The organism is Kangiella sp. M94 (genome assembly GCF_054926195.1).
Window position 1 is genome coordinate 2,834,092 of sequence record NZ_CM142903.1, and the last position, 26,376, is coordinate 2,860,467.

Here is a 26,376-nt window from a genome sequence, read left to right on the forward strand (position 1 = left end):
CTTTCGAGACTTGTAAATAACTATTAATAATAATAAAGTCTTGCAGATAGATAAATATAACAAAACCATTTTAGGAAGGATAATTCATGGATTTATTTAATTTAGAGAGAGAAAGAAGGATTTTGAAGTCAGGAGTAAGGGAAATATTCACACCATATCAACCAATAATGACTCGAGAGTTATTCTTCGGTAGGTCGGAAGAAGTATCAAGTATTATTCAACAGTTAAACACACCAGGGCAACATTCGGTTTTGTTTGGGGATAGAGGTGTTGGTAAAAGCTCTCTTGCAAATGTAGCAGCAGAAATGTTGAAACCGTTGAAGAACGACTCACTGATAAAAAAACGATGTGATAGTAGTGATAACTTTTTAACGATAGTTGAAAAGTTGCTTATAGAGGTAGGGATAGATCTTCAAGTAAGCAATACTCAAACACAAAATGAAGGAAGAGGAAAAGCTGGATTAAAACTACCACTTTTTAATGCAGGTGTTGAATCGAAGTCTTCAGATAGTGTCTCAAAAAAAGGATTCGAAGGTAGAGCCTATTCTCCTAGCTGGGTAGCGGAAAAAGTGAAAGGTCTAAATGCAATTTTTTTATTAGATGAGATAGATGTTATAAAAAAAGAAGAGAAGTGGAAAGTAGCTGAACTGGTAAAGCAGCTAAGTGATGAAGGATCACAGTTAAAATTTTTGATCGTGGGTATAGCAGAAACTTCGAGTGAATTAACACATGGGCATAAATCAGTCCAAAGATGTCTAAAAGAAACACCCTTAAAAAAGTTATCAAATCAAGAAGTAGAGCAAATTGTACTTGAAGGAAGCAAAAAGCTTGGTTTAGTCTTTGCACAATCTGCTATTAGAAAAATAGTTAAAGTAAGTGCTGGTTATGCACATTTTGCACACTTGTTAGCATTGAAATCTTCAGAAAATGCAATTGCAGAGTCTCGAAATGAAATTTCTCTTGGGCATATTCAAAGAGCAACTGACGATGCATGTGGGGATGCAGAAGGTGCTCTCAGAACAACTTATAACGAAGCAGTAAGATCATCAAATACTGAAGAATTTAAAAAAATACTAATTGCAGCCTCATCAATTAAAGAAGATGAATTTAACGCCTCAAACTTAAGAAAGGCTTATTCAATATTATGGGGAGGAGAAATTAGTCAGGGGTGGCTAAACAATTATCTACAAAAAATTGTGTCTGAGGATAAAGAGACGATACTAAGGAGGCTAGCCAAAGGAGTGTATAAGTTTAATGACCCTAGGATGCCAAGCTTTATTAGATTAGCAAATTTAACAATGCTGCCTGAAACAGAAGACATAAGCGTAACTGACTAATAATGGAAGCTTGAGCGATCAAAAATTCCTATAAATTATTCGTGCAGAATAAATAAAAAAAACGCTATGGATTGAGTAGATTAGAGAGTTTATAGAAGTAAAACTGAGGATGTTTAATAAATATAATTTGTATAATTACAAGTTGCGATATTCAATTATCTTGTAGCTTGTTAAGTAATAATTAAATAATGTTCGTATTTAAAATTTACAAAGGAGACTATTATGGGAAGTACAGGATCCGGACGATTTTCAGATTATCCTGGTACGAGATCTAAAAAAGTAGGTCAAGATGGGGCTGATAGGGAAGGGGGGGCGAGCGGACAAGATAAATGTAAGAAAGCATTTACTGTGCTGTTAGAGGACGTCGGCAATTGTGACCTTTATTCGCAGTCCAAAGTTGTACCTAGTGTCGGGGAACAATTAAGTATTCACCTTGATAAGAAGCGAGTCTTAGCTGTTAATGTTAATGGAGTGAGTGTTGGAGCGCTACCAACAGAATACAACTATCTTGTGGCTTGTATGAACGATGGTTTCACTTATGTTGGGGTAGTGACATCTTCGGCAGTTGAGCCTGTTCCAACTATATCTGCCGATTTCAAGCCGCAATAATTATGACTACGCAGCCAGTATTAATTGTTGGTGAGCTTATTGTGGATTATACGCTTCCTCAAAATGGAGCGATGAGTAAACTTCGATTAGGTGGTGTATGCCATGCAGCGCGAGGTTTATGGGCAGCAGATATTGAATATTCAGTGGCCGTAGTTTGTCCACAGTACCTTCTTGAAGAAGCAAAACGATACCTTTCAGAGATAAGATGCAAAGATTTCATCTGGCTTGGTGATGTTGTCGGCGCACCGAATGTTGTTCTTATTGGTGACGTGAGGGAGGTATCTCAACAAGGATATGAAGACTTGATGCGTGATACCAAGGAAGTGAAGCTACATAGACCTCTGCCTTCACTCAAGGATTATAAGAAAGTGCTCATCTTTCCTGGTAAGTTCGATATTAGCACACTCGCCACCGCGTTCTCTAAGAATGCACGTTTATCGTTTGATGTCTCATACGATCTTGAGAGTCTTACATTGCTAGAAGTGTTCAGAGGTCGCGTGGAAGCTATTATTATTTCGACTTCATCCTCACTTTTCATGAAGCTTGGGAAGGACAATATTGAAGGATTGCTAGATGCTGTTAAGGAACTCTCACCTGACGTGTTTTTGTTAAAAGAGAATAGAGGTGGCAGCCGACTCTTTAACATCAAGAATGAAAGTGTTGATGAGATGCCTGCGAGTTTGGGCAGCACTATTAATTCAGTTGGTGTTGGGGATGTTTATTCTAGCGTGATGGTGGGGCTTTCTGAGAAGGGATGGGCTGAAGCTGCGTGGCGAGGCAGTTCGGTTGCTTCAGTATACTCCCAGTCAACGTTTCCCGATGACATAAGGCGCGATGTACAGCGTAATTTTAGACTTCCCATGGAGGTGCTGCAAGAGCTTGGCGGAACGGTACTTCCTTGGCACGATCGTCAAAGTTACCCGATCTACGTTGCCGGGCCTGACTTTTCTTATGTTGAAAAACGAGAGTTAGACTTTGCTGTAAAAAGTCTTACATATCATAACTTTATGGTTCGATGTCCCATACAGGAAAATGGTGAGTTAAAGCAACCAGCTAACGAATTTGATCTCCAACTCACATATCAAAAGGATCGTCAAATGATAAAGGAATGCTCTATGGTCTTCGCGGTTCCTCTTGGACGCGATCCCGGTACGCTCTTTGAAATCGGCATGGCAATTGAGATGGGAAAGCCGGTCATAACCTACGACCCTCGGTGTGAAAATGAGAACACTATGGTGATTGCTGGAAGTTCGGTATACTCAGCGGATCTTGATTTGTGTCTCAATGGTATCTTTGACGTTATTGCTAAATTAAGGACTGAATTGTGATGAAAAAAGCACTCCTTTTGGCTTCTGGTGGCTTAGATTCGACAACGGTTGGATACCAACTTGTGGCGGCAGGAGTAAAGGTTGTACCAATTTTCTTTGACTACGGGCAACACTGCTCGGAGATTGAGTGGAACCGAGTGAATGAAGTCTTGCCCTCGGATATGCAGCGGCCTGAGTACTTCAATATATCGGACATCTTCCAAGGTTCGTCGTCGCGACTAATTCGAGAAGCTGACCTTTGGACTGAGGAGGTTATGGATGACGATTTATACATTCCATACAGAACGATGCTGTTTTTTGCTGCTGCAGCTGCCCGCGCACAGACTGTTGGCATCTTTGATGTATATACCGGTTTTATTAATAGCAACCACGCTAAAGAAATTGACTGTACAGCTGCGTTTTTGAATAGTCTGGATGGACTTACAGCGAACATCGGGCCTGTGCGCTTTCATTCTCCATTCCGCAACTCATCGAAAGCAGATGTGGCGAAGGTTGCTGCTGAATTAGACGTTCCTATTGGGCGAACCTATTCGTGCCAAGCTTCGGCACAATTCCCGTGTGGAGCCTGTCCAAACTGTGTGGAGCGACTGAATGCGTTGAAAGAGGCTGATTTAATATGACTAATTACGCTATAGAAGTGTTGCATGCTGCACGATGCATTGTTAATTATGCACAAAGTGAAGGTCTGATTTTTGAAAAGGAACATCCACGTGTCATTTGTGAGCACCTAGGAGCTGTTATTGGAGATTCTATTCTTCAGGCTGGACTTAATTACAGTACTGTTGTGCGTCCACGCGTACAGGCTATTCTTCAATCCTACCCAAGTCACAATACTATTTCATCTTTGGTAGAGCTGATAAAAGAAGGAGAGACGGGTGAGTTTTTATGTTGGCACCATGGTGAAAAAATAAGGCGTTTTAATGAATTGGTGTTGTTTTTACAAAGTTGGGGAGTAGAAAACGCTCAAGATTTGCGAGAAGAATTAGTATCAAGCGAGCTTTTTGATGAAATTCAAAGTGTGAAAGGGGTGGGGCCTAAAACTGTAGATTATATGGCGTGTTTAATCGGTGTCGAGTCTATTGCAGTTGATCGTCACGTACGGTCCTTTGCTAAAGCAGCAGGAGTTGAAAGTGATAGCTATCACTTCCTTAGAGAATCTTTTTGTTGTGCTGCTGATCTTTTATCCCTTCCACGAAGGGAATTCGATAGTTGGCTATGGAGTCGAGCTGCAAAGCCAGAACGTGTTCAGTTGAGTCTTCCTGTTTAGATGAGGATTACGGTAAACGGAGCAAGCAGTGCTTGTAAAAAGGATAATGATAATAGAGCCTTACAACCGAACAATATAATAAAATGTTATGTTGTCAGCGACCATTTGTATGAGCTCGGGAAATGAAGTTCTTGTTAAACGAACAGAGGCGGAATGAAATTCAAGAGTAGAAACTTACGCGCAATCGCGGAGTTGGTAGTAGGAGACAAAGAATTCTTCCCCTACCGCTCAAGTAGTTACATCACTCAATTTTTTGAGGAATGCGATCTTGATTTCGTCCACGATGGGTCAACGCGTTGGCGTTGGGCTGCCGATCGCTTAGAGGAATTGCTTCAGGAACCGCAACCCGCTACTCACTCCCTTCCCGAACGTTTTGTTCATGTTCTTCGTGTGTTAATGCATAAATCCGACGCTGAGACAAATGATCCTGATCGCTCAAAGGCATTGGAAGAGTTGAACAAGCCCCTGTCACGAGAAGGCTACGAAGCTTTCTATGGAGAAGACGCCCTCTTGTATATTCGCCATGTAGGCACAAAAATAATATCACTTTCTGCAAATCCGCATCGTCCATTTACTCCGAAAGAAATTGAAAAGCGAGACCAGTTAATTAACTATTTGGATAAGTGCTCTGAAGACGAATTAATTGAAGACGTTCTTCTCCCTCTATTCAGGCAGTTGGGTTATCACCGAATAACGGCGGCAGGGCATAAAGACAAGGCCTTGGAATACGGGAAAGATATCTGGATGCGGTTCGCCCTTCCCACACAGCATGTTCTTTACTTTGGCATACAGGTCAAAAAGGGAAAGCTGGATGCATCCGGAGTAAGTAAAGCAAGAAACGCTAACGTGTCCGAGATCTACAATCAGGTGTTAATGATGCTCGGCCATGAAATATTCGACCCTGAAACAAGTAGGCGTGTCTTGGTTGACCATGCATTTATAGTTGCTGGAGGGGAAATTACCAAACAGGCGAGAAATTGGCTTGGAGGGAAGTTAGACGCGTCCAAGAGAAGTCAGATACTCTTCATGGACCGCGAAGATATATTAAACCTTTATATAGCGAACGGCCTGCCACTGCCGCAAAAGGCCCTTCCCTTAACAGAGTCGGAGTTTGATGATGACATTCCATTCTGACTTGGCTTGGAACATGGTCAGACACTATTGTCGGACGCTTCAGGGCTCCGAAATTGCCGCAAAGCTTCTCATTAGGGCAACTGATAATCAAACTCGTAAAAATGGTCACCATCCTCGATATAAATATTCATCTGCCCAGAAAGTCCAGCTAACTGCCCCACGCCTGAGTCGGGTATGACTTCGAGGGTTAACTTCTCAGCCCCTAATTCCATCACTCCATAATGTTGCAGCACAAAGCTCCCTTGTTTTCCATCAAGGGTACCAACTACCTGTTCGATGGCTACATAACCGGCTGAGCCTTTGGTTGGGGTCATGACACTGAGCATTTCGCCATTACTGGTAGCATCCAATGGGCCGGAGAAGACTTTTTCTATCGACATACGACGAAAGTTCATGCCATCAGTTCCATTGATGGCAGACTCGATTGGGTTCAGTGTTACTGAAAACTGACCTTCTATTTTCATTATTCCCCCTTACTAACAAACTTTTTAATCAAATCTATCGGTAATGGGAAGACGATGGTGTTGCTGTTCTCGCCTGCGATTTCAGTGAGCGTTTGCAAGTATCTAAGTTGTAGAGCTTCTTCTTTTTGCCCTAACACTTGTGCGGCTTCGAATAACTTTTGCGAGGCTTCCATCTCACCTTGTGCGTGAATGACTTTGGCCCGACGGCGGCGTTCGGCTTCGGCCTGTTGGGCTATGGCGCGAATCATGCTTTCGTCCAGATCGACGTGTTTAATTTCCACGTTGGAAACTTTAATGCCCCAGGCGTCGGTCTGGCTGTCGAGGATCTCCTGAATGTCTTCGTTGAGCTGGTCGCGCGAGGCGAGCATTTCATCCAGTTCATGCTGACCCAGTACGGAACGGAGTGTGGTTTGTGCTAACTGGCTGGTGGCATCATAGTAGTGCTCAACATTGATGATGGATTTTTGTGGGTCGACTACGCGGAAGTAAACCACTGCGTTTACTTTGACCGAGACGTTATCACGCGAGATAACATCCTGGGTTGGCACGTCCATGACGATAATCCGCAAATCTACGCGCACGATTTGTTGCACGAAGGGGATTAGGATAATCAGACCAGGGCCTTTTACTTTCCAGAATCGGCCAAGCATGAAAATAACGCCACGTTCATATTCGCGAAGAATCTTAAACATGCTGGCGACTGTCAGTATGATCAGCGCCAGAATAATCGGATAAAAAATGTTCATAATAAATCCTTCTATTGAGCTTAAAGTTCGGGTTTGTCATCCACGATTGGGATGACCTCTAAATCTAAATCATTAACGGCTACTACCTTGACTTGCTGTCCTGCTTTTAAGGGCTGGGCACTTTTTGCTTTCCAAATCTCTCCATGAATTTTAATCCAGCCTTTGTCATCAAAATCGTGTTCGACAATGCCAACTTCAGACAGCATTTCTTCAGTGCCGGTGACTACGGGTCTATTCCTGGCTCGAATGGCGAGACTGAGTACGAAGCTGAGTAATATAACGCTGACGATGGTGACGAAAATGAGAATCGGCATGGCAATCGCCATTCCTGTTTCCGGCTCATTAAAGAGCAGGAAGGAGCCGAGAATAAAGGCGATGATTCCGCCAACGCCGAGAATGCCGAAACTGGGCGCGAATGCCTCGACCACCAGCAGGGCAATGCCGAGCACTAATAATCCAGCGGCGACATAATTGACCGGCATGATTTGCAACGCATAGAAGGCAAGCAATAGGCTGATAGCGCCGATAACCCCAGGGATGAAGGTACCGGGGTTGTAGCCTTCAAAGATCAGGCCATAGATACCAACGATCAGCAAAATATAGGCAATATTCGGATCGCTGATAATGCTTAACAGCTGGGTCTTCCAATCGATTTCAATTTCATCAATGAGCATGCCGTCTGTATCAATTTCGCCCTGACCTGAGGGTAGACGAACTGACTTTTGATGAATCATGGATAAGAGTTGCTGAGGGTTTTCGGCAATCAGATCAATCACGCCGATTTCCAGCGCCTCTGTTGAAGAAAGACTTTCCCCTTCGCGCACTGCGTTTTTAACCCAGTCGATGTTGCGGCCATGGTAGGCGGCGAGACTTCTTAAATAGGCTTCCGCATCGTTTATAACCTTCTTTTCCATGGCAGTTTTATTGGATGGCGCGGATTGTGTGGGTTGATCGTTAGACTTTTCAGAAGCTGCTTCATCTTGAGTAGGTTCTTTACTTTGGTCTGGTTGGTTTGGTTGATCGGGAGAGGGCATACCGCCGATAGACACAGGCGTTGCCGCGCCAAGATTAGTGGCCGGGGCCATTGCCGAGACATGGCTGGCATACAGAATATAAGTTCCGGCGCTGGCCGCGCGCGAACCGGGGGGATAAACATAAGTCGCGACGGGAACCGGCGATGACAAAATGGCGCGAATAATGTCACGCATTGCCAGATCGAGCCCGCCGGGTGTATTCATTTTGATAATAATCAACTGATAATCCTGCTCAGCAGCTTCCTCGATATTCTCGACGAGGAAGTGGGCTATAGCTGGATTGACCGAGCCATCAAGCGTGAGCTGCATGGCGCGTTTAGGCGAGTTTGTTTCAGCAGAGTGAAGTTGCTGCGCCGAAAAGCACAGGAGTAGAAAAGACAGCGCAATGTACAAAGCCTGTTTCATACCAAATCCTTCTAGCTAAAGCCCCCAAGATCGGGAAGCAGGAATTCATGGCTTCATGCCATAAGAATAATGTAGCGCGAATGCATGCGGAATACAAAGGTGCTATGTCAAGAGTGAGAGTTTTGTGAAAAAGAAAAGTTGGTGTACAGAGTGAAGAAAATGCAAAGGCTGAAAGTTGACAAAAAGGAAACGCCCAGTATAATCGTTGACAAAATGGAAACAACGAAATTTGATGCATATTATAACGAAAAGGCCCTTTATGGAGGCCTGTGTTAAGTATCCGAATGACAGAGTGGCGATTATGGATGCGTATAGAGTTTTAAGAGCGAATACGTTCGAAACACCTGATCAGCAACGTCAGTTATTTCCGTCATTGGATAACTTTAAATACAAGAACAAGTGGTGGGTTATTGATATTGGCGGCAACAATTTAAGGTTGTTAGCCTTCATCCAATTCATCAATAACAGGTTTTATGTAAAGCACATCGTAACTCATGCCGAGTACGATAAACTGTGCCAAAAATATAGGTAAGGTGATTGATATGTCACAGATAGCCGAAGTTATTAAGTCCAGCTACCAGCAGTTTTCAGAGGTGGCCAGGGATTATATCAATATAAAAGATGATGAGCATTATCAAGAAAGCTTAGCGTTTATTGAAGAGCTGCTTGAAGAGGCCGAGGATGGCCAAGATGATTCTATCAATGGCTTAATTGATATCATTGCTCACGCTATTGAAAAGTATGAAAGTAAAGATCCTGATATCGTCCAGTTTGAACAAGAAGCAATGAGTGTTGGTTCCGATGTGGCTGTACTGAGATTATTGATGCAGCAATATAATCTAACCGGTGCAGACTTTCCGGAAATTGGCGATCGATCATTAGTTTCAAGAATTCTTTCTGGCAGTAGAAGCTTAACTAAATCGCACATTCAATCATTATCAGAACGATTTAATTTAAACCCAGCCTGGTTTTTTGTGTGTGAGCAAAAAGATATGTAAGCAATAAGTTAAGTTGCAAAGACAGTTGATTGAAGCAAAGAGCCGAAGGGCTCTTTTTTTTGAATTAAAAGAATCACTAAGAAAATTCGTAATATATTGTAGACACAAAAAAGCCCGACTATTTCTAGTCAGGCTTTCTTAATAATGGTGGCCCGGGGCAGACCAATTTGTCAGGCAGAAAAAATGCTCCTGCATTTTCTGTATTCCCGCCATCCCTGGCGGTCAGTAAATTATCACATTGCAGCTTGCTGCAATGACCGTAAGGCAAACTACAGGGATGTAGTTTGTAATTGAACGCAGTTCAATTCGAGAAGTATTTCTGCAGGGCACAAAAAAGCCCAGCTATTTCTAGCTAGGCTTTCTTAATAATGGTGGCCCGGGGCAGAATTGAACTGCCGACACAAGGATTTTCAATCCTCCGCTCTACCAACTGAGCTACCAGGCCGCAGGACGCGTATTAAACCGATTGAGGGGCTTTAAGTCAAGCCCCTTTCTTAAAATTATTAGAATTTTATTGGCTTAGGTTAAGAGGTCTTTATTTGTCTTCTTCTGGGACGTAGCCTTCGGGCTTTTCGTAGTCGCCACCAAACAGGTACATTTCCATTTGTTCGGCCAAATAGGACTGCGCTTGCGGGTCCATCAGGCTGAGTCGTTTTTCGTTAATGAGCATGGTTTGATGGTTTAACCATTGGGTCCATGCTTCTTGCGAAATCTCGTTGTATATTTTTTCACCAAGTTCACCTGGGTATGGTTTGAAGGACATGCCTTCGGCTTCTTTTTGCAGTTTTTTGCAGAATACGGTGCGTGACATTTCTATCTCCACTTGTCATCGGTTGAGTGGTTTGCCGTGCTTTTCAAACTCAGGCGTTCTCTAGGAACTTTCTAAGAGTTTGCTCAGTAATTTGCTGACCGGAGTGGGTAGGCCAATCTCGCTCAGCTGACTTTGACTAAACCAGTCTGCTTGTGCGGGCTCCATGATACTCGGATGGGAATTTTTTTCCACTAATGCTTTCTCTGCTTGTGAGCTAAGAATAAGAGGTTGCACCTTTAGCTCGTAGTGGCTGAATTTATGCACAAATGCTTCGAGCTGTTGGATGTCTTCAGGGCTCATGTCTTGCTGCTGCACTTCGGGTAAAGCCCACAGGCCACCCCAGATGCCGCTTGGAGGTCTTTTATGCAGCATGACTTTGTCTTCCTTAATACTGATGAGCCAATAAACCGATTTACTGGGGCGCGCTTTCTTGGGCTTTTTGCCGGGGTACTGGTCAACGTTGCCATTGTGATAGGCCAGGCAGTTCCCAGATAATGGGCAGCTTTGGCAATCGGGTTTGCTGCGGGTACAGACCACGGCGCCTAAGTCCATCATCGCCTGATTGTAGGCAGCGGTTTCTTGTTTGGGCGTGTTAGCTTCGGCTCTTTCCCATAAAGCTTTTAAAACTTTGCCGTTACCCGGCCAGCCTTCAATGGCGTAGCAGCGTGCCAGTACACGCTTGACGTTACCATCGAGAATGGCAGTGGGCTGGCCAAAAGCAAAAGAGGCGATGGCGCCTGCAGTTGAGCGACCGATACCGGGCAGGGTTTCGATAACCTCAGGATCGCGCGGAAACTGGCCGTCGTATTCGTTTTCGATGATGCGTGCGGCTTTGTGCAGGTTACGGGCGCGACTGTAATAACCCAGTCCACTCCAATGCTGCATGACCTGATCGTCGCTGGCCTGTGCCAGATCGGTCAGGGTCGGGAAACTTGCGACGAAGCGCTCAAAATAGGGAATGACGGTGGTGACTTGAGTCTGTTGCAACATGATTTCTGACAGCCAGATCAGGTAGGGATCCTGAGTGTTCTGCCACGGCAGATGCTTGCGCCCGAAGGCATGGTAGTAATCAATAACCTGATGAGCAAAGTCTGTGGATGACCAGGGTTTTATCATGAGCGTTTAGTTTAAAACTGATAAAGAATAGGCAGAACGATGGACAGGGTAATCCACATCAATATGACCAGCGGTACGCCGACTTTGATAAAGTCTGAGAATTTATAACCGCCTGCGCTCATGACCAGCAGGTTGGTTTTATAAGCCATCGGAGTGGCAAAACTCATGTTAGCACCAAACAGAACCGCCATCACAAAGGGCTCAGCTGGTAGGTTGAGCTGGTTGGCGATACTGACCGCAATTGGTGTGCCAATAACCGCGGCTGCGTTGTTTGACACGACGTTGGTCAATAAAGCGAGCAACAACATCAGGCCGCTTAATAACACCGCAGGAGGAGCGCCATACAGCGAAGCAACGAATGCTTGCGCCAGATACTCAGCAGCTCCTGTTTCAATCATGGCGATACCGAGCGCCAAACTGGAAGCCACAATCAGAATGACTTGTGCGCTGAGGGCGTGCATGGCTTCGCGCCAGGTCATGCAATGAACAAGAATCATCAGCATGGCGCCGCCCAGGGCGCTGATGGCAATCGGCAGTGCGCCAACCGCAGCCAGCAGAACGACCAGACCCATAATCGCTAATGCGCGAGGTGCGCGATGCGATTTAGGCAGATCCGTAGTCGCATCAAGAATCAGGATTTCACCACTTTTCTTAAACTCGGCAATATCTTTTTGGCCACCCTGAACCAGCAACACATCGCCCACATGTAAAGTCACGGTGCCAAGACCCTTGTTGTGCATATCGACTACGCTGTCGCCACGATGTAGGGCAATCGCCACCAGACCATACTGGTCGATAAATTCCACATCTTTAAGAGTGCGGCCCGCGAGCGGCGAGCCAGGAGTAACAACAATCTCAGAAAGTTGCTGGTTCTCGGCGGTTAGCGGATGGTCTTCGCTAATTAGTTTGCCGCGGCGGAACAATTTAGCGCCCAGCACCTGCTCGTATTCCTTGAGGTGATCCGGAGAGTCGATCACTCGCAGCCGGTCGCCAGCCTTTACTTTGGCATCGGGCATCGGAACGATGGAAATTTCTTCGCCGCGCTGGATACGAATGACCTTCATCTGACCATCGGTTTTATTGATGACTTCAGACAGAGTCTTGCCGTCAGCGAATGAACCTTCTTCGATATGCAACTGGGCAGTAAATACTCGCGGAGAGGTGTTCTTCATAACCGCCTGACGTTCAGGCAGGATGCGCGGAGCGACCAGCCATAGATAAACAATTGCAACGCTGGCGGCGATGCTGGCAGGCAGTAAAAAGTCGAACATGCCAAAATCGGGCAAGCCAAGGTCGGATGCAACCGAAACCACCAGGAGGTTAGTTGAGGTACCAATAGTGGTTGCCATACCACCGATTATGGTGGCGAAACCCATCGGCATTAACAGCGAAGACGGACTACTTTTGGTGCGAATGGCAACGCTGACAAGAATCGGGAGGAGCAATACAACAATCGGCGTATTGTTAACGAAAGCGCTGAGTACACCAGCAATAATAAGAGTTAAAAGCAGGGAAAAGAGCGGTGAGGTTTTCCATATTTTGCCGAGAAAGCGCCCGATGGGTTCAAGAGCACCGGTTCGCACTAGTCCCTGGCCACAGACCATCAAACTACAGACCGCAATCAAAGCTTCATGACCAAAACCGCTAAAGAACTGCATCGGTTCGAGGCGGCCATTGAAGTTATGGAAAGGAGCAAAGCTGAAGCCAATAGTCAGCATCAGCAAAACGATCACGCACGAGGTTTCGAGCGGAATATCGTCGCGACGAAACAGGTACAACGCAAAGACCGTCAGTAGCAGCACAAAAAGAGCGTGATTGTTTGGTAAATCAGGAAACGGCATTCCTTAGTTCCACTCCTACTCTATGTCATTGTTTTTATGCCGGGTCGAACTGCTCACCTTACTGATTTGGGGCTATTTTCGCAATCCTTTTTGTCAGGCCAAAGCTAATGATGCAAAACTGTATAAAGAGTGTGCTAAAATCGCGCCAATCCCTGCAAGCCGAGATAAATCAGTGAGTTCCGAAGAGACTAAAAGCGAAAAACGAATCCGCAAAATCCGTAGTTATGTTCTGCGCGAAGGGCGACTAACTAAAGGTCAGCAACGCGCCATGGAAGAGCTATTTCCACAAATGAGTCTTGAGCTCCAGAAGCAGACTTATAACTTCGAGAGCATTTTCGGTCGCAAAGCTCCAGTGGTCTTAGAAATTGGTTTTGGTATGGGCAAGTCGCTGGCGGAACAGGCCGCCAACGAACGCGACAAAGATTTTATCGGCATCGAAGTGCACAAGCCCGGGGTGGGCGCCTGTTTAGTGCTGGCCGAAGAATATGAGCTGACCAATCTACGCGTCATCAATCACGATGCGGTAGAGATTATCGATCATTGCATCCCAGACAACAGTCTTGAACGCATTCAGATTTTCTTCCCCGATCCCTGGCATAAAAAGAAACACCACAAACGCCGTATCGTGCAAACGGAATTTTGCAAGAAATTACATAAGAAACTAGTCCAAGGTGGCATCCTGCATCTAGCCACCGACTGGGAAAACTACGCCGAATACATGCTCGAAGTATTGAACCCCATGGAAGAGTTTAAAAATCTGTCAGAGACAGGTGACTATGTGCCAAAGCCTGATTCGCGTCCGTTGACTAAGTTTGAAGCTAGGGGGCAGAAGCTTGGTCATGGGGTTTGGGATCTGATGTTTTCAGCGAAATAATTGTCTATTTTGCCGATAACTTTGTTATTTCATGATCTCAAAATCGTCATTACCTCATTGGGTAAATCCTCTTTTTCAATCATGAAATGCCGCGTTCTCGGCAAAATATCCTAATTATTTGTATGGGAGCTGTTGGTTGCAAATTGGTGCGCCAAGGCGCACCCTACGAAATAGCTTCCCCATGCTGTAGGGTGGGCCTTGGCCCACCACTGATTACTCACCAAAGCTGCCTTCAAAGTTAGAATTGCTTGCCCAATCTTTGGGGAATAGTCCTTTTGCGACATCCCGGTGGAAGGTGGAGTATTTCCAATCAGCTACATTTGAAACATAACCATGTTTGACCGGATTGTAATAACAATAATTAATATGATTTTCATAGTCTTTTGGGCCACGAATTTTATGCTCCCAAAAACGTCTTTGCCAAATGCCTCTTTCGCTTCGTGTCTGAGTAACATTTATTTCTGACTGCGAGGGCTTAATAGAACGAGAAAACTCACCTTTTATATAACGCCAAATGATGGAAAAATCATACTGGCTATCAGGAAGTGTTATCACGGTATGTAAGTGCTCAGGCAGAATGACCAGAGCATCAGTTTGAAAGGGGTAAGATCTACGAACTGTACGGATAGCCTTCGTAAGCAAATGGATATTATCGGTAAGAAGACTGGAGTTTCTATCCTGTAAATTGACAGTAAAAAAATAAGTTGCACCATTTTCGTAGGCGCGACGATAATTGGCCATAAAGTATTCCTTTACTTAATAGAGTTTGATGATTGATTGTGTTGAGGTGCCTTCGCGGACCCTATGGGAAGATTAAATTTCAGAGCTTACTGATTATCCGGCGCGGCTTTTATGGTTTCACCTTGGCTGGTGACTAAAGTCAGCTGGCCATAGTTGGTGATATCAAAGCGGGTAATGTTGGCGAGGTGTTTAAGAAAGTTAGCTTCTTGTTTCATCAGTGGTGGTTCGCAAGCCATTAAGGTGGTGGTGATGGGGCTAATGGAAATACCTTCTCCGGAGAGGCTGTATGTGGTGGCGTAGCGATTGCAGCTGGCCACGCCGCCCAGTTCCATTTGAGCGTTGAAGTTAAGTGAGATTTTAGAGTCCTGGATGAGTAAGTTGTCTGCAACCGAAAGTACTGTCCAGTTACTTTCGGTGAGCAATGAGCGCGGCTCGCCTCCACATCCGTTCAGTATTTTCTGCTTAGTCTGTATTGAAACCGTATAGGGATAAGGCATGCCACTCATTGAGTCGTGGCAAAGTTTATCTTCCACCAGCAACGATAGTTTATCATCGGGTGTTTCCAATTGAATGCTTTGTCCAATCTTGATGAGTGGTTGGCTGGCGAAAGAACTAGTTGTTGTGTCCTTGCCATAATCCGTGATGAGTTCAAGCTGACTTTTGTTTATGTTCAATAGCCAGCCAGGTTCATTGCCACGTGCGGTAAAAGGAAGTTTTAATTGATCGCTGGTTCTGTCGGAGCGTTGGACAGTGACTTTCTGACAATTGGAATTACTGTCATTGAATTCGAGAATGGCACTATCGCCTTTTTGCCAGAACATAATATTGTTAGATTTATTCTCAAACTTGCTCCCAGAGCCGCTTGAGGTTTGGCTCAGTTGGTAACTTTTGTCTTCAATGATAAGAGTCAGGTTTTCGCCATAAAAGTCAGCTTTAACCAGTAAATGGGCGCAAATGAACTCTGCTGATACGCTATCTTTAGACAAGCTATCATCTTGTTTATTATCCGAGTTTTGGGGTTGGTTCGTCTTGTCTGGCTCTGAGCTGCAGCTAACTAGCAGCAAGCAGCCAATTAGCCAAATGGTGGGGAGTCGAGTGAAATCCATAACTAATTTCCTTTTTGTTTTTCTGTAACTTTATGGTGTGCATTGTATGTTTTAATTGAGCGATATTATATTAATTCGGTCGCTTTTTTTGGGGTCGATTTCTTCGTGAATAAAGCGTTGCAGAAGCTCATTGAGAAACAGAGTCCCTTTTTCCGTGGGTTGAATTCTATCCCTTGTGATATGTAAAAGTCCATCTTCAGCGGCCTGGACAATAGCTGGTTGGATGTCGTTAAGCAGAATCCCGCCGCGTTGCTCGAAATAGGCTGTTGGAACACCGTCTAATAAACGTAACGTATTGAGCATAAACTCAAAAGGAATTTCGTGCTCGGGAATTGGGTGGCTGGCGCGCACCTCGGTAACTGTTTTTTGCAAATAGTCTTTTGGGTGGCGACTTTTGGTGGTGCGATGGACCTGGTTAAGATCAAGACGGGTAATTTTTCCGTGCGCTCCGGCGCCAATGCCAAGGTAGTCACCGAATTGCCAATAATTTAAATTATGTTGTGAGCGAAATTGTGGTTCTTTTGCAAAGGCCGAAATTTCATATTGACCATAACCATGTTGCTGCAATAAAGCTTGGCCTTCATCCTGAATGGACCACAGAGTGTCATCCACCGGCAAGGTTGGCGGTTGCTGATAAAACAAGGTATTAGGCTCAATGGTTAGTTGATACCAGGAAATATGTTGAGGTTTGAGATTGATGGCTGTCTGTAAATCAGACAAAGCCTGTTCAGTAGTTTGGTCAGGCAGGCCGTGCATTAAGTCGAGATTAAAAGAACGAAATCCAGCCTGATGAGCAAACTCTGCGGCTGCAATTGCCTGTTCGGGATTGTGCACGCGGCCAAGCAGTTCAAGATGCCTGGCATTGAAACTTTGCACGCCTATCGACAGGCGGTTAATACCGGCCTGACGAAAACCTGCAAACCGTTCGGCTTCGAAAGTGCCCGGGTTGGCTTCCATGGTAATTTCGATATCGCCCTCAAAGGGAATGCGTGCCCGAACGCCACTGATTAAGCGATCCATACCCTCAGCAGAAAATAAGCTGGGCGTGCCGCCACCGATAAAAATGCTGTGCAGTCTGCGTCCCCAGACTAAAGGTAATTCCTGCTCAAGATCTAATAACAATCGATCGATATAGGCCTGTTCGGGAATATCGTCAAGTCCACCAAGCTGTTTAATGCCATGCGAATTAAAATCACAGTAAGGGCATTTACGAATACACCAGGGAATATGGATGTAGAGTGACAGGGGTGGATTGGTCAGTAATGACATGGTAGCTATGAATTCTTGGCGGTATGAACAGCAGTTAGCTGTTCCATCAAACTGCGTAAGGCCTTGCCGCGGTGACTGATAGCAGCTTTTTGCTCGGCAGATAACTCAGCGGCAGCGCACTGATGCTCGGGACACCAGAACAAAGGGTCATAGCCAAAACCTCCTTCACCTTGCTCCTGTTCTAAAATACGACCTTCCCAGCTGCCCTGGCAGATAAGAGGGGTCGGGTCGTCAGCATGTTCCATAAAGACCAGAATGCATTGGTAACGTGCGCTACGCTCGGCAGTTGGTACCTCATTAAGTTTGGTGACTAATAAGTCGTTGTTCGCCTGGTCATCTGCGTTGCCTTGATGAGCGGGATCATCAAGTGCAGCAAAGCGAGCAGAGTAGATGCCTGGCATGCCTTTAAGATAGTCCACCTCAATGCCTGAATCATCGGCAATGGCTGGCAAGCCAGTCACTTTCGCAGCATGACGAGCCTTGATGATGGCGTTTTCAACAAAAGTGGTGCCGGTTTCTGGAACTTCAGACACGTTAAGCTCTGTTTGCGGAATAATCTGATAGTCGAAACTGGCGAGCAGTTCGCTCAGCTCTTTGACCTTCTTGGTGTTGCCGGAAGCTAGAACGATTTTTTGCATGAGGTTTGATTGATTAAAGTGAGTGGTCACTATTATAGCGCAAAAAAGAGGCGCCACTTAAACTTAATAGCAGGTCTAAGTGGCTTAGAAGGCTTATTCACTAAAGAATTTCTGTTTAAAGCTAATGGTTTCCGGTCTTTCAAAACCCGGGATACGTACTGTGAATTCAATAGTCATTTCTTCTTCAGGGCGAAACTGGAAATCAGAGATATAGTAAATGGCTTTTTCTTCTTTAATTTCCTTGAAAGCAAGTTCATTAAATTGGGACAAGCTGTTGATGACCTTACCCCGGACATTCGCCGGAACAGCAGTCTGCTTGGTTGGTTCTCCATCTTTATGAATTGAGACATTTAACACCGCGGTAAAACCACTGCGCGGAATATTGTAGTTGCTGGCAATATCGGGTTGTAAAAAAGAGCTGTTAAATGCGTTGTAGTAGATGATGTAGTCGCCGACTTTTTTTTCAGCGGCAAGTGCTGTGTTTGCAGAAGTAGCCAAAAATAAAGCTACTACCGTAATAAGCGAGCAAATTAAGGTTGAAATTCTGGTTTGCATAGAAAGCCTCCCACTATGTCCTTGGCGATGGAGTTTCCTCAGCAGTGCTTAGGAAACAGTTTAAGTCTTCAGTGTAATACAATACTCAATAGTCTTCATTGAAGACTTGCCCGAATGAGAAAAAAATCCGGGCAGTGCTGTTGTGGCTAAAGCTATTATGGGGCAAGCAGGCTGTTACCAAACTTAAATAAAACACCTTGTAAAAAGAACAAGCCCAACAAAACAATCATGGGCGATAAATCAATGGTGCCACCCAGTGGGGGAATGATGCGCTGAATGGGTCTTAGAATAGGACGTGTGACCTGGAATAGGAAAATAAGCACCGGATGGTGGCGACCACCACTCATAAAACTGGCGATCATCAAACCAATGAACAGGATTAGAAGCAGGTTGGAAATAACCATGAATAAGCCTGAAATAGGTCCTAGCCCCACCAGAACGAGAAACAAGAAAATCTCAGTGGTAAGTCTGGCGGCTTCTGCTTCAGGGATGAATAAGTATACGATGGCGAATATTTTTCCGGTTATCAGGGCGAGCGCCACAATAAAAGCTGCTAAGTTAAACTTACCCAGATCAGGCAATATTGGGCGTAACGGATTGATGACCGGCGCGGTAAATTTGTGGATAAACTGAGCTATGGGATTAAAAAAGTCAGCGCTGCCAAGCTGTAGCAATACACGCACCAGGAACACCATGGCAAACAGGTTGATAACATACTCAAGGATGATAAATGCTGGATTCATGCGTTAGGGCTCTTAATATCGTTAATCTTGCTCAGACTTGCTGGCAATTTCAGCAAGCTCTTTTCCTCGAACTACGGAGGCGTTAACAGCGTTGGCAACCAGCTCAGGGAGCTTGCCATTATTCAAAACGTCTAATGCGGCTGCTGTGGTACCACCTGGGGAAGTAACATTGCGTCGCAGCTGGCTAATTTCAAGGTCGGGGTTGTCCTGTACCATACGGGCAGCGCCGAGTGCGGTCTGTGCTGCAAGCTGCCGGGCGGTAGATTCCGGAAGGCCTTGTTTAATAGCTGCAACTACCACCGATTCCATATACAAGAAATAATGAGCTGGGCCACTGCCAGAAACCGCGGTAACCAGATCCATTTGTGATTCATCATCCACCCAGACGCTAAGCCCCACCGCGTCAAAAATAGCGGTAGCTGCCTGTTTGTGTTGCTCGCTAGTATGTCGGTTAGCGAATAAACCTGTCGCTCCAGCACCGATTAATGAGGGTGTATTAGGCATGGATCGGATAACCGGTATCGTGCTACCCAATAAATCTTCGATGGTCTGGCAAGCAACACCAGCCGCGACGGAAATGATGCAACACTTTAGATCTAACGACTGTAAAGGTTTGCAGGCAACAGCCATTTTTTGTGGTTTGACTGAGAGCAATAGATAATCGGCATTTTTAGCAACAAAGGCGTTATCGTTGCTGGTATTCAGATCAGGGTAACGCTCCAGCAATGCATCAAGCTTACCCTGGCTAGGATTACTAACGAAAATCTGTTTGGCTGAAAGACCTGATTGGATCAATCCGCCGAGAATACTGGCTGCCATATTACCGGCACCGATAAAACCAATTTTTGCATTTGCGATAGCTTGAATTGCGTCAGACATGAGTACCTTATTCGTTTAACTAAACAGTGGGTTTGCCAAAAGTGCGCATAGCATAACAAAGCCGAGCTTGACTGGCTATTTTACTGCCCAGCAGCTGGCTGCTTACGCTCACCGAAGATGGCTGTGCCTAATCGTATCATGGTGCTGCCAGCCAAAATAGCTTGCTCATAATCACCGGACATACCCATGGATAGGGTGTCGAGCTGTGGATAGTCGGACTGTAGCTGCTGGTAGAGCTGGTGTATTTTTTCGAATTGATGAAACTGTAGCTGCGGATCGGTTTGTTTAGGTGGTAGCGCCATGAGTCCGCGCAATCTGAGTCGCGGTAGTTGTATAATCTCATGAGCCAGTTTTTTGCATTGTGCTGCATCGACACCTGCTTTCTGGCTTTCACCAAATAGATTGACTTGTATTAGCACATTTAAAGGAGATTGAGCCTTATCGCGATGTTCATTGAGCTTATTGGCCACTTTTAAGCGATCAACGCTTTGTACCCAGTCGAAATGTTGAGCAATATCTTTGCACTTGCGGCTTTGGATGGCGCCTATCATGTGCCAATTAATGTTGAGATCGGACAGGTTAGAGATCTTATCCACTGCTTCTTGCACCTGATTTTCACCAAAATCACGCTGTCCCGCAGCATAAGCTTCACGAATACTGTCTGCAGAATGTCTTTTACTAACAGCGACTAATTGCACATAGTGTTTAAAAATCCGTCGCTTAGCGCAGGTTTTTACGATTTGTAGTTGCAGATCTGCAAGATGAGAGGCTATCCTAGACATATTATTAAAACGCAATTATCAGGTGTGGGGTCTAACATATGGATATTACAGAGCTTTTAGCTTTCAGTGTAAAGAATAATGCATCGGATTTGCATATTTCTGCGGGTATGCCGCCTCTTATTCGTGTCGATGGCGACATTCGTCGCATCAATGTTCCGCCATTTGAAGACAAGGAAGTGCACACGTTAATCTACGATATTATGAATGATAAGCAGCGAAAGGACTATGAAGAGTTCCTTGAGGCTGACTTCTCGTTTGAATTAAAAGATTTAGCACGTTTCCGTGTTAACGCCTTTGTACAAAATCGTGGCCGTGCCGCAGTTTTCCGTACCATTCCTTCTCGCGTATTAACTTTAGAAGAGTTAAATGCGCCGAAAATTTTCCAGGATATCTCATTAGAGCCACGTGGTTTGGTTTTGGTTACAGGGCCAACAGGTTCCGGTAAATCAACAACGCTGGCTGGCATGATCGATTATGTGAATGAAAATAAGCATGATCATATTCTTACCATTGAGGACCCCATCGAGTTCGTACACGAAAGTAAGAAATGTCTGGTTAACCAGCGTGAAGTGCATCGTGATACACACAGTTTCTCAAATGCATTGCGTTCAGCGCTTCGTGAAGATCCGGATATTATTCTGGTTGGTGAGATGCGTGACCTTGAAACTATTCGCTTAGCGTTAACTGCGGCGGAAACGGGTCACTTGGTATTTGGTACCCTACATACCACCTCTGCGGCTAAGACCATTGACCGTGTGGTTGATGTGTTCCCTGCCGGTGAGAAAGCGATGGTTCGCTCTATGTTATCGGAGTCATTGCAGGCAGTTATTGCACAAACACTGTTGAAGAAAAATGGTGGTGGTCGTGTGGCAGCCCATGAAATTTTGGTGGGTACGCCAGCCATTCGAAACCTGATTCGTGAAGATAAGGTCGCACAAATGTACTCTGCGATGCAGACGGGTTTGTCACTTGGTATGCAGACGCTGGATCACAGCTTGAAGCAGTTGGTCAGTAAGGGTGTTGTGTCACGTACTGATGCCCGTGCAAAAGCCAAGAGCAAAGAAGATTTCTAGGAGACATTAATGGATATTAATCCACTATTAAAAGCACTAATGGAACATAAGGGTTCGGATTTGTTTGTAACAGTCCATCGTCCGCCCTGTATTAAAATCAACGGCAAAATCGTTCCGGTCACCAAAACAATGCTGACTCCGGCGCATGTTGAAGCGCTGATTCATTCTTCAATGACAGAAAAGCAAAAGAAGGAACTGGAAGAGAAGAAAGAGTGCCAATATGCGATTAGTGTAGAAAATATTGGTCGTTTCCGTGCCAGTGCTTTTTACCAGCGTAATCAACCGGGTTTAGTGGTTCGTCGTATTGAAACCAAGATTCCAACCACAGAAGAGCTGAAGATCCCTAATATTTTGAATGACCTGGTCATGAAAAAACGTGGGATTATTATTTTTGTCGGCGCAACCGGTACCGGTAAATCAACCTCACTGGCTGCGATGATTGGTTATAGAAATCGTAATTCTGCAGGCCATATCATCAGTATTGAGGATCCTATTGAGTACGTGCATCGACATGATCAATGTATTATCACCCAGCGTGAAGTCGGGATTGATACGGAGTCATTTGAAGTAGCACTGAAAAATACCCTGCGTCAGGCACCCGATGTTATTCTGATTGGTGAGGTTCGTACTAAAGAAACTATGTCCAACGCGATCACTTTCGCTGAGACTGGTCACTTGTGTTTATGTACTTTACACGCCAATAACGCGAACCAGGCTATTGACCGTATTTTGCACTTCTTCCCGAAAGAAGAGCATTCTAGGGTGTTAATGGATTTGTCTTTGAATACTCGCGCCATTATTGCGCAACAGCTAGTACCGACTAAAGATGGAAAGGGTCGACGTGCAGCGATTGAAATCTTAATTAACACACCTTTGATTTCTGATCATATCCGCAAAGGTGAGGTTCACTTACTTAAGGAATTAATGGCTCGCTCGAGAGAACTTGGAATGCAAACCTTTGATCAGGCATTGTTTGATTTGTACGTTGAAGGCGAGATCAATTATGAAGATGCATTGTTGTATGCTGATTCGGCGAACGACTTGCGTCTTAAGATCAAGCTACATGAAAAAGATGCTGATTCTCTTACTGAGGGCACAGAAGGGCTTCAAGTTGAGATGGACGATGATCGGGGTAGTGGACGAATGTTCTAACCTTGTCTTATTTAAGACACATGATAAAAAGCCAGCAATCTTGCTGGCTTTTTTATGATCTGCATGAAATTACAACTATCGAGTCATCGATAATTCACCGTGATCTTTCTGGTGCCATTGGCTTACAAACTCGCTAAGCTGTTCGGCAGTTAAGGGTTTGCTAAATAGATACCCCTGAATTTGATAGCAGCCGTGATTCTTCAGTAGTTCAAGCTGGTCCTGTGTTTCCACACCTTCTGCTACCACTTTTAATTCAAACTCTCTGCCAATATCAATAATGGCTTTGCTCAAAGCCAGATCTGATTGACTGGTGGGTAGTGACTTAATGAATGAGCGGTCGATTTTGATGGTATCAATGGGCAAATATTTCAAATAAGTTAGGGATGAATAACCGGTACCGAAATCATCAATTGCGATAGAGATGCCTCGATTACGCATAGTCTGTAAAGGATTATGGCTGTCAGAGAAAAGCTCGAGAGAAATATGCTCAGTAATCTCAACCTGTAGTATTTCCGGTGGTATCTCATAGTTTTTTATCAGCTGGAAAAACTGTTTCATGAACACTGGGTCATGTAAGTTTAGGCTGGACAGATTAAGAGCGAAACGTGGAGCCGGGAGCTCGGCTTTAAGCCAGGAAGCAATTTGCTTGAATAGTGAGTGAAGTAGCCAGATAGAAAATTTGCGTATAAGGTTGTGTTTCTCAGCAAGTGGAATAAAGACTTGAGGCGAAATGGTTTTATTCAAACTGGCAGAATGCCAGCGAGAGAATACTTCAACCCCAGTAATAGAATTGCTTAAGCAGTCGATCTGAGGTTGAAAGACTAATGAGAACTCATCATTTTGCAAAGCGTTATGAAGTGCTTGAGTGAGTTCGGACTCAGTAGCTAACTGTGTTATGACATTATCATGGTATTGGGCGTAATGGGCGCTGGAGTTTTGCAAGGTCGATAATGCCATATTGGCTTTATGGAGTAGGTCAAAGACGTTGGCATCTTCGGGGTAGCGGGCACTGGCCAGGTTGATGGCGGCTAATGCCATGCCCTTCTCCTTATCACTGTCTTCTATGTGGAAAGGCGAATTGAGGACGGTTTCCAGGTGCTGCAGTCGACGTTCCACAAAAGCAGGATTGGGAGAGTTTAAAAAAGGAATAAAAATGGCGAGTTGGTCATGAGCCACAGAACCAACGATATACTCCCTGACAAAACTATTCCGAATTCGATTGAGCGTTTGTTGATAGATCGAATGTATTGATTCCTGTGAATAGCCTGACAGCAATGAAGACATATCTTTGAAATGAATCAGAATACACAATCCATGTTTAAGGTTAGACAGGGTTAGCTTGTGCATCTGTTCCATAAACTTATTCTTATTGGGTAAATCTGTATGATAATCGATCTGCATTTGGCGCAGGATGGGTTTATAAACACGACGAGCATAAATTTTTTGTAGCAAGGTGGTACTCAGAGCAATGGCTAGAAAAAGCAGTAATATATTGATCAAGCTACTATAAACCGGCGCTAACAATAATTGCTTATCAATTTCTGCGGTCAACCACCAGTCGACATGTTGTAAAGGGTAGAAGACGAGGATCGCATCGTCGGCAGTGATCTCAGTAATAGATGTTCGGCTAAGGGCTTCATTAAGTTGATCACGTGTAATCTGAGAAGAAAAAAACTCTGGAGCTACCTCTTCGACGCTGGGGTCAACAGGTCGTAATACTGCATCACCATTGCGTTTGATAAGGTTAAACTGACCATCGTAGATGACTGGAGTTGATAGTATTTGTTGGTGGATATCGTTAAAACTGACATCACCGGTGACGACCCCATAAAATTGGTCATCTACTAAAATCGGCGCAGTAAAAGCCAGGTAAGTCGTTGTATAGTCATCGACACCCAAATAGGGTTCAGAAATGGTTGGTTGCATTGCCTCTTTGGCATTTCTATACCAGGGTCGGAGCCTTGGGTCATATCCTTTTGGTAACGGCCAGGGGTTGGAAGTATAGAAACCACTTTCTAAACCATAACCGAGGTATTGCAATAAGTTGGTATCAGCTATTCGTTCAAAGTAAATTTGTGGGATGGAGTCATGCTGTTCAGGAGGTTTGGAAGCAATTTCTTCGGCTAAACCAGTGACTAATCCTATCCTAGCTGACATCCACTCATCCAGGACACTGCCAGTTAACTCAGATTGATGGGTCAGTTGTTGGAAGGCGTTTTCGAGAAGCTGGTCACGCTGGGCAAAGTAGGTAAATGCTGCGAAAACGACAAAGTTTAGCCACAGAAGCCCAAGAAAGCTCCATAATAGCTTTTGATCGTTTGAGATTCTATCCAGCATTAGTTCCTTTGCTGACTCCTTGTTGTTTGCTTAAGCCCTTGTCCTTTTATGCTTAGGCACAGACGGCCAAGCATCAAAGGTGGTGAGCCTGCACTGATTATAAGCAGGTTTTACGCAAGTTGACAAATATCAACTCTGTTGGTGATGCTGTTCGAAGAAGCCTTTGAGTATCAGTTCAGCCGCATAAGCATCGATCGGGTTTTGCTTTAATTTCTTATAACCGCCTATTTCATACAAGTAATCTTTGACTTCGGCGGAGCTTAATCGCTCATCATGTAGATAGGTGGGAAGACCAAAGCGGCCATGCAATCTATTGGCAAATTTGCGTGCTTTTTGAGTGACCTCCTGCTCGCTGTCATCCATATTAAGGGGTAATCCAACCACAAAAGCTTGTACGCTCCACTCTCTAATCAGATTTTCGATGAGCTTCCAATCGGGTTGGTCATTAGTGACAGCAAGAACAGTCAGTGCCTGACTCGACATTTGGGTGCGCATACCTGTTGCAACGCCCAGTCTCTTCTCTCCAAAATCAAAGCAAAGATAGCGTTCGGCATCGGTTAATGTTGCCATCAGGCGTGGCCTTCCTGCTCTGCTATTTGTGTCCAGTCAATTCCGAGCAGTTGAGTAGCTTTTAGCCAGCGCTCCTCAGGACGAGTTCTGAATATAATGTCATTATCAGCGGGGGCAAATAACCAGGAGTTTTCTTCGATTTCTTTTTCGAGTTGCCCCTCATCCCAGCCTGCGTAACCAAGCGTAATAACAACATCTTCTGGGCCTTCATGTTTAGCGATTGCCTGTAAAATATCTTCAGAAGTTGATAAGGCGATATCATCACTGATAGTTAAGGATGATTCCCAGCTTCCTATAGGAGTATGCAGAATAAATCCTCGCTCGCGATCTACCGGGCCTCCAGCGAGTAAAACACGCTGGTCAACATGATCGGCTGCTGTATCGATATTGAGGTGCTTGAATAATTCGTCATAAGTTGCTTCCAGAGGCAGACTTAATACAAGACCCAAAGCTCCTTGCTCATTATGCTCACAAATATAGGTAACACTCCTTGAGAAAAAAGGGTCATGTAAAGTTGGCATGGCAACAAGCAGGTGGTTGGCTAAAGATTGAATCGCTTCCATGTAT

General features: G+C 44.7%; 28 protein-coding genes and 1 tRNA gene. 11 read left to right on the top strand and 18 right to left on the bottom strand.

The window, feature by feature from the left end:
- Positions 1–86: 86 nt before the first annotated feature.
- The 6 genes from ACYTXU_RS13190 (at position 87) to ACYTXU_RS13215 (ending at position 5,675) form a co-directional block, all read left to right on the top strand.
- Positions 87–1,337, top strand: a complete 1,251-nt coding sequence (locus ACYTXU_RS13190) for an nSTAND1 domain-containing NTPase (RefSeq protein WP_462207299.1) — start codon at positions 87–89, stop codon at positions 1,335–1,337.
- 222 nt (positions 1,338–1,559) lie between these two features.
- The gene (locus ACYTXU_RS13195) at positions 1,560–1,946 is read left to right on the top strand and encodes a hypothetical protein (protein ID WP_462207301.1); all 387 of its coding nucleotides are present in this window, start codon (positions 1,560–1,562) and stop codon (positions 1,944–1,946) included.
- Positions 1,947–1,948: 2 nt separating this feature from the next.
- Positions 1,949–3,274 carry a nucleoside 2-deoxyribosyltransferase gene (locus ACYTXU_RS13200; protein ID WP_462207303.1) on the top strand — a complete coding sequence of 442 codons (1,326 nt, stop codon included), beginning with the start codon at positions 1,949–1,951 and terminating at the stop codon, positions 3,272–3,274.
- Positions 3,274–3,894 (top strand): 7-cyano-7-deazaguanine synthase, encoded by a 621-nt coding sequence (locus ACYTXU_RS13205; protein WP_462209438.1) that lies wholly within the window; start codon positions 3,274–3,276, stop codon positions 3,892–3,894. Before ACYTXU_RS13200 ends, ACYTXU_RS13205 begins: the two co-directional genes overlap by 1 nt.
- The gene (locus ACYTXU_RS13210) at positions 3,891–4,541 is read left to right on the top strand and encodes a hypothetical protein (RefSeq protein ID WP_462207304.1); all 651 of its coding nucleotides are present in this window, start codon (positions 3,891–3,893) and stop codon (positions 4,539–4,541) included. Before ACYTXU_RS13205 ends, ACYTXU_RS13210 begins: the two co-directional genes overlap by 4 nt.
- 153 nt (positions 4,542–4,694) lie before the next feature.
- Positions 4,695–5,675: a hypothetical protein gene (locus ACYTXU_RS13215; RefSeq protein ID WP_462207306.1), complete on the top strand. Its 981-nt coding sequence runs from the start codon at positions 4,695–4,697 to the stop codon at positions 5,673–5,675.
- Between the two features lie 71 nt (positions 5,676–5,746).
- On the opposite strand, the gene ACYTXU_RS13220 is transcribed toward ACYTXU_RS13215, so the two are convergent.
- The 3 genes from ACYTXU_RS13220 to ACYTXU_RS13230 are packed head-to-tail and all read right to left on the bottom strand — an operon-like array spanning position 5,747 to position 8,324.
- Complete coding sequence (locus ACYTXU_RS13220) at positions 5,747–6,139, bottom strand: DUF3224 domain-containing protein (protein WP_462207308.1); 393 nt, start codon at positions 6,137–6,139, stop codon at positions 5,747–5,749.
- Complete coding sequence (locus ACYTXU_RS13225; RefSeq protein WP_462207310.1) at positions 6,139–6,885, bottom strand: slipin family protein; 747 nt, start codon at positions 6,883–6,885, stop codon at positions 6,139–6,141. Before ACYTXU_RS13225 ends, ACYTXU_RS13220 begins: the two co-directional genes overlap by 1 nt.
- 20 nt (positions 6,886–6,905) lie before the next feature.
- Positions 6,906–8,324 (bottom strand): NfeD family protein, encoded by a 1,419-nt coding sequence (locus ACYTXU_RS13230; protein WP_462207311.1) that lies wholly within the window; start codon positions 8,322–8,324, stop codon positions 6,906–6,908.
- A 232-nt stretch (positions 8,325–8,556) separates the two neighbouring features.
- On the opposite strand from ACYTXU_RS13230, the gene ACYTXU_RS13235 reads away from it, so the two are divergent.
- Positions 8,557–8,856, top strand: coding sequence for a type II toxin-antitoxin system HigB family toxin (locus tag ACYTXU_RS13235; protein WP_462207313.1), 300 nt, complete (start codon positions 8,557–8,559; stop codon positions 8,854–8,856).
- A 10-nt stretch (positions 8,857–8,866) separates the two neighbouring features.
- A complete protein-coding gene (locus tag ACYTXU_RS13240) occupies positions 8,867–9,322 on the top strand; it encodes a helix-turn-helix domain-containing protein (RefSeq protein ID WP_462207314.1) in 456 nt (151 codons plus the stop codon).
- A gap of 369 nt (positions 9,323–9,691) precedes the next feature.
- Here ACYTXU_RS13240 and ACYTXU_RS13245 read toward each other — a convergent pair.
- The 4 genes from ACYTXU_RS13245 to ACYTXU_RS13260 form a co-directional block, all read right to left on the bottom strand.
- Positions 9,692–9,767, bottom strand: a tRNA-Phe gene (locus tag ACYTXU_RS13245).
- Between the two features lie 90 nt (positions 9,768–9,857).
- On the bottom strand, positions 9,858–10,133 hold the full coding sequence (locus ACYTXU_RS13250; protein WP_290624634.1) for an oxidative damage protection protein: 276 nt from the start codon (positions 10,131–10,133) through the stop codon (positions 9,858–9,860).
- Between the two features lie 60 nt (positions 10,134–10,193).
- Positions 10,194–11,249, bottom strand: coding sequence for an A/G-specific adenine glycosylase (gene mutY / locus ACYTXU_RS13255; protein WP_462207315.1), 1,056 nt, complete (start codon positions 11,247–11,249; stop codon positions 10,194–10,196).
- Between the two features lie 11 nt (positions 11,250–11,260).
- Complete coding sequence (locus ACYTXU_RS13260) at positions 11,261–13,090, bottom strand: SLC13 family permease (RefSeq protein ID WP_462207316.1); 1,830 nt, start codon at positions 13,088–13,090, stop codon at positions 11,261–11,263.
- A gap of 172 nt (positions 13,091–13,262) precedes the next feature.
- On the opposite strand from ACYTXU_RS13260, the gene trmB reads away from it, so the two are divergent.
- Positions 13,263–13,964 carry a tRNA (guanosine(46)-N7)-methyltransferase TrmB gene (gene trmB / locus ACYTXU_RS13265; protein ID WP_462209439.1) on the top strand — a complete coding sequence of 234 codons (702 nt, stop codon included), beginning with the start codon at positions 13,263–13,265 and terminating at the stop codon, positions 13,962–13,964.
- 213 nt (positions 13,965–14,177) lie between these two features.
- Here the strand turns inward: trmB and ACYTXU_RS13270 are convergent, their stop codons facing one another.
- From ACYTXU_RS13270 to ACYTXU_RS13305, 8 genes are all read right to left on the bottom strand, one after another.
- Positions 14,178–14,705, bottom strand: coding sequence for an REP-associated tyrosine transposase (locus ACYTXU_RS13270; protein WP_462207317.1), 528 nt, complete (start codon positions 14,703–14,705; stop codon positions 14,178–14,180).
- Positions 14,706–14,791: 86 nt separating this feature from the next.
- Positions 14,792–15,811 (bottom strand): META domain-containing protein, encoded by a 1,020-nt coding sequence (locus ACYTXU_RS13275; RefSeq protein WP_462207318.1) that lies wholly within the window; start codon positions 15,809–15,811, stop codon positions 14,792–14,794.
- Positions 15,812–15,862: 51 nt separating this feature from the next.
- Positions 15,863–17,080 (bottom strand): radical SAM family heme chaperone HemW, encoded by a 1,218-nt coding sequence (gene hemW, locus ACYTXU_RS13280; RefSeq protein ID WP_462207319.1) that lies wholly within the window; start codon positions 17,078–17,080, stop codon positions 15,863–15,865.
- 5 nt (positions 17,081–17,085) lie between these two features.
- Positions 17,086–17,718 (bottom strand): RdgB/HAM1 family non-canonical purine NTP pyrophosphatase, encoded by a 633-nt coding sequence (rdgB, locus tag ACYTXU_RS13285; protein WP_462207321.1) that lies wholly within the window; start codon positions 17,716–17,718, stop codon positions 17,086–17,088.
- 93 nt (positions 17,719–17,811) lie between these two features.
- Entirely contained in the window at positions 17,812–18,273 is a 462-nt protein-coding gene (locus ACYTXU_RS13290) for a DUF4426 domain-containing protein (protein ID WP_462207322.1), read from the bottom strand.
- 155 nt (positions 18,274–18,428) lie between these two features.
- On the bottom strand, positions 18,429–19,016 hold the full coding sequence (locus tag ACYTXU_RS13295; protein WP_462207324.1) for a YggT family protein: 588 nt from the start codon (positions 19,014–19,016) through the stop codon (positions 18,429–18,431).
- A gap of 21 nt (positions 19,017–19,037) precedes the next feature.
- Positions 19,038–19,895: a pyrroline-5-carboxylate reductase gene (gene proC, locus ACYTXU_RS13300; protein WP_462207325.1), complete on the bottom strand. Its 858-nt coding sequence runs from the start codon at positions 19,893–19,895 to the stop codon at positions 19,038–19,040.
- 80 nt (positions 19,896–19,975) lie between these two features.
- Positions 19,976–20,677 (bottom strand): YggS family pyridoxal phosphate-dependent enzyme, encoded by a 702-nt coding sequence (locus ACYTXU_RS13305; protein ID WP_462207327.1) that lies wholly within the window; start codon positions 20,675–20,677, stop codon positions 19,976–19,978.
- 38 nt (positions 20,678–20,715) lie between these two features.
- On the opposite strand from ACYTXU_RS13305, the gene ACYTXU_RS13310 reads away from it, so the two are divergent.
- Both ACYTXU_RS13310 and ACYTXU_RS13315 read left to right on the top strand, forming a co-directional pair.
- Positions 20,716–21,750: a type IV pilus twitching motility protein PilT gene (locus ACYTXU_RS13310; RefSeq protein ID WP_012800154.1), complete on the top strand. Its 1,035-nt coding sequence runs from the start codon at positions 20,716–20,718 to the stop codon at positions 21,748–21,750.
- Between the two features lie 9 nt (positions 21,751–21,759).
- Complete coding sequence (locus tag ACYTXU_RS13315; RefSeq protein WP_462207328.1) at positions 21,760–22,902, top strand: PilT/PilU family type 4a pilus ATPase; 1,143 nt, start codon at positions 21,760–21,762, stop codon at positions 22,900–22,902.
- Positions 22,903–22,977: 75 nt separating this feature from the next.
- Here ACYTXU_RS13315 and ACYTXU_RS13320 read toward each other — a convergent pair whose 3' ends face one another.
- The 3 genes from ACYTXU_RS13320 to ACYTXU_RS13330 form a co-directional block, all read right to left on the bottom strand.
- Positions 22,978–25,239 carry a bifunctional diguanylate cyclase/phosphodiesterase gene (locus ACYTXU_RS13320; protein ID WP_462207330.1) on the bottom strand — a complete coding sequence of 754 codons (2,262 nt, stop codon included), beginning with the start codon at positions 25,237–25,239 and terminating at the stop codon, positions 22,978–22,980.
- 129 nt (positions 25,240–25,368) lie between these two features.
- Positions 25,369–25,809 carry a Holliday junction resolvase RuvX gene (ruvX, locus tag ACYTXU_RS13325; RefSeq protein ID WP_462207332.1) on the bottom strand — a complete coding sequence of 147 codons (441 nt, stop codon included), beginning with the start codon at positions 25,807–25,809 and terminating at the stop codon, positions 25,369–25,371.
- Positions 25,809–26,372 (bottom strand): YqgE/AlgH family protein, encoded by a 564-nt coding sequence (locus ACYTXU_RS13330; protein WP_462207333.1) that lies wholly within the window; start codon positions 26,370–26,372, stop codon positions 25,809–25,811. The genes ruvX and ACYTXU_RS13330 overlap by 1 nt, the downstream gene beginning before the upstream one ends.
- Positions 26,373–26,376 lie beyond the last annotated feature (4 nt).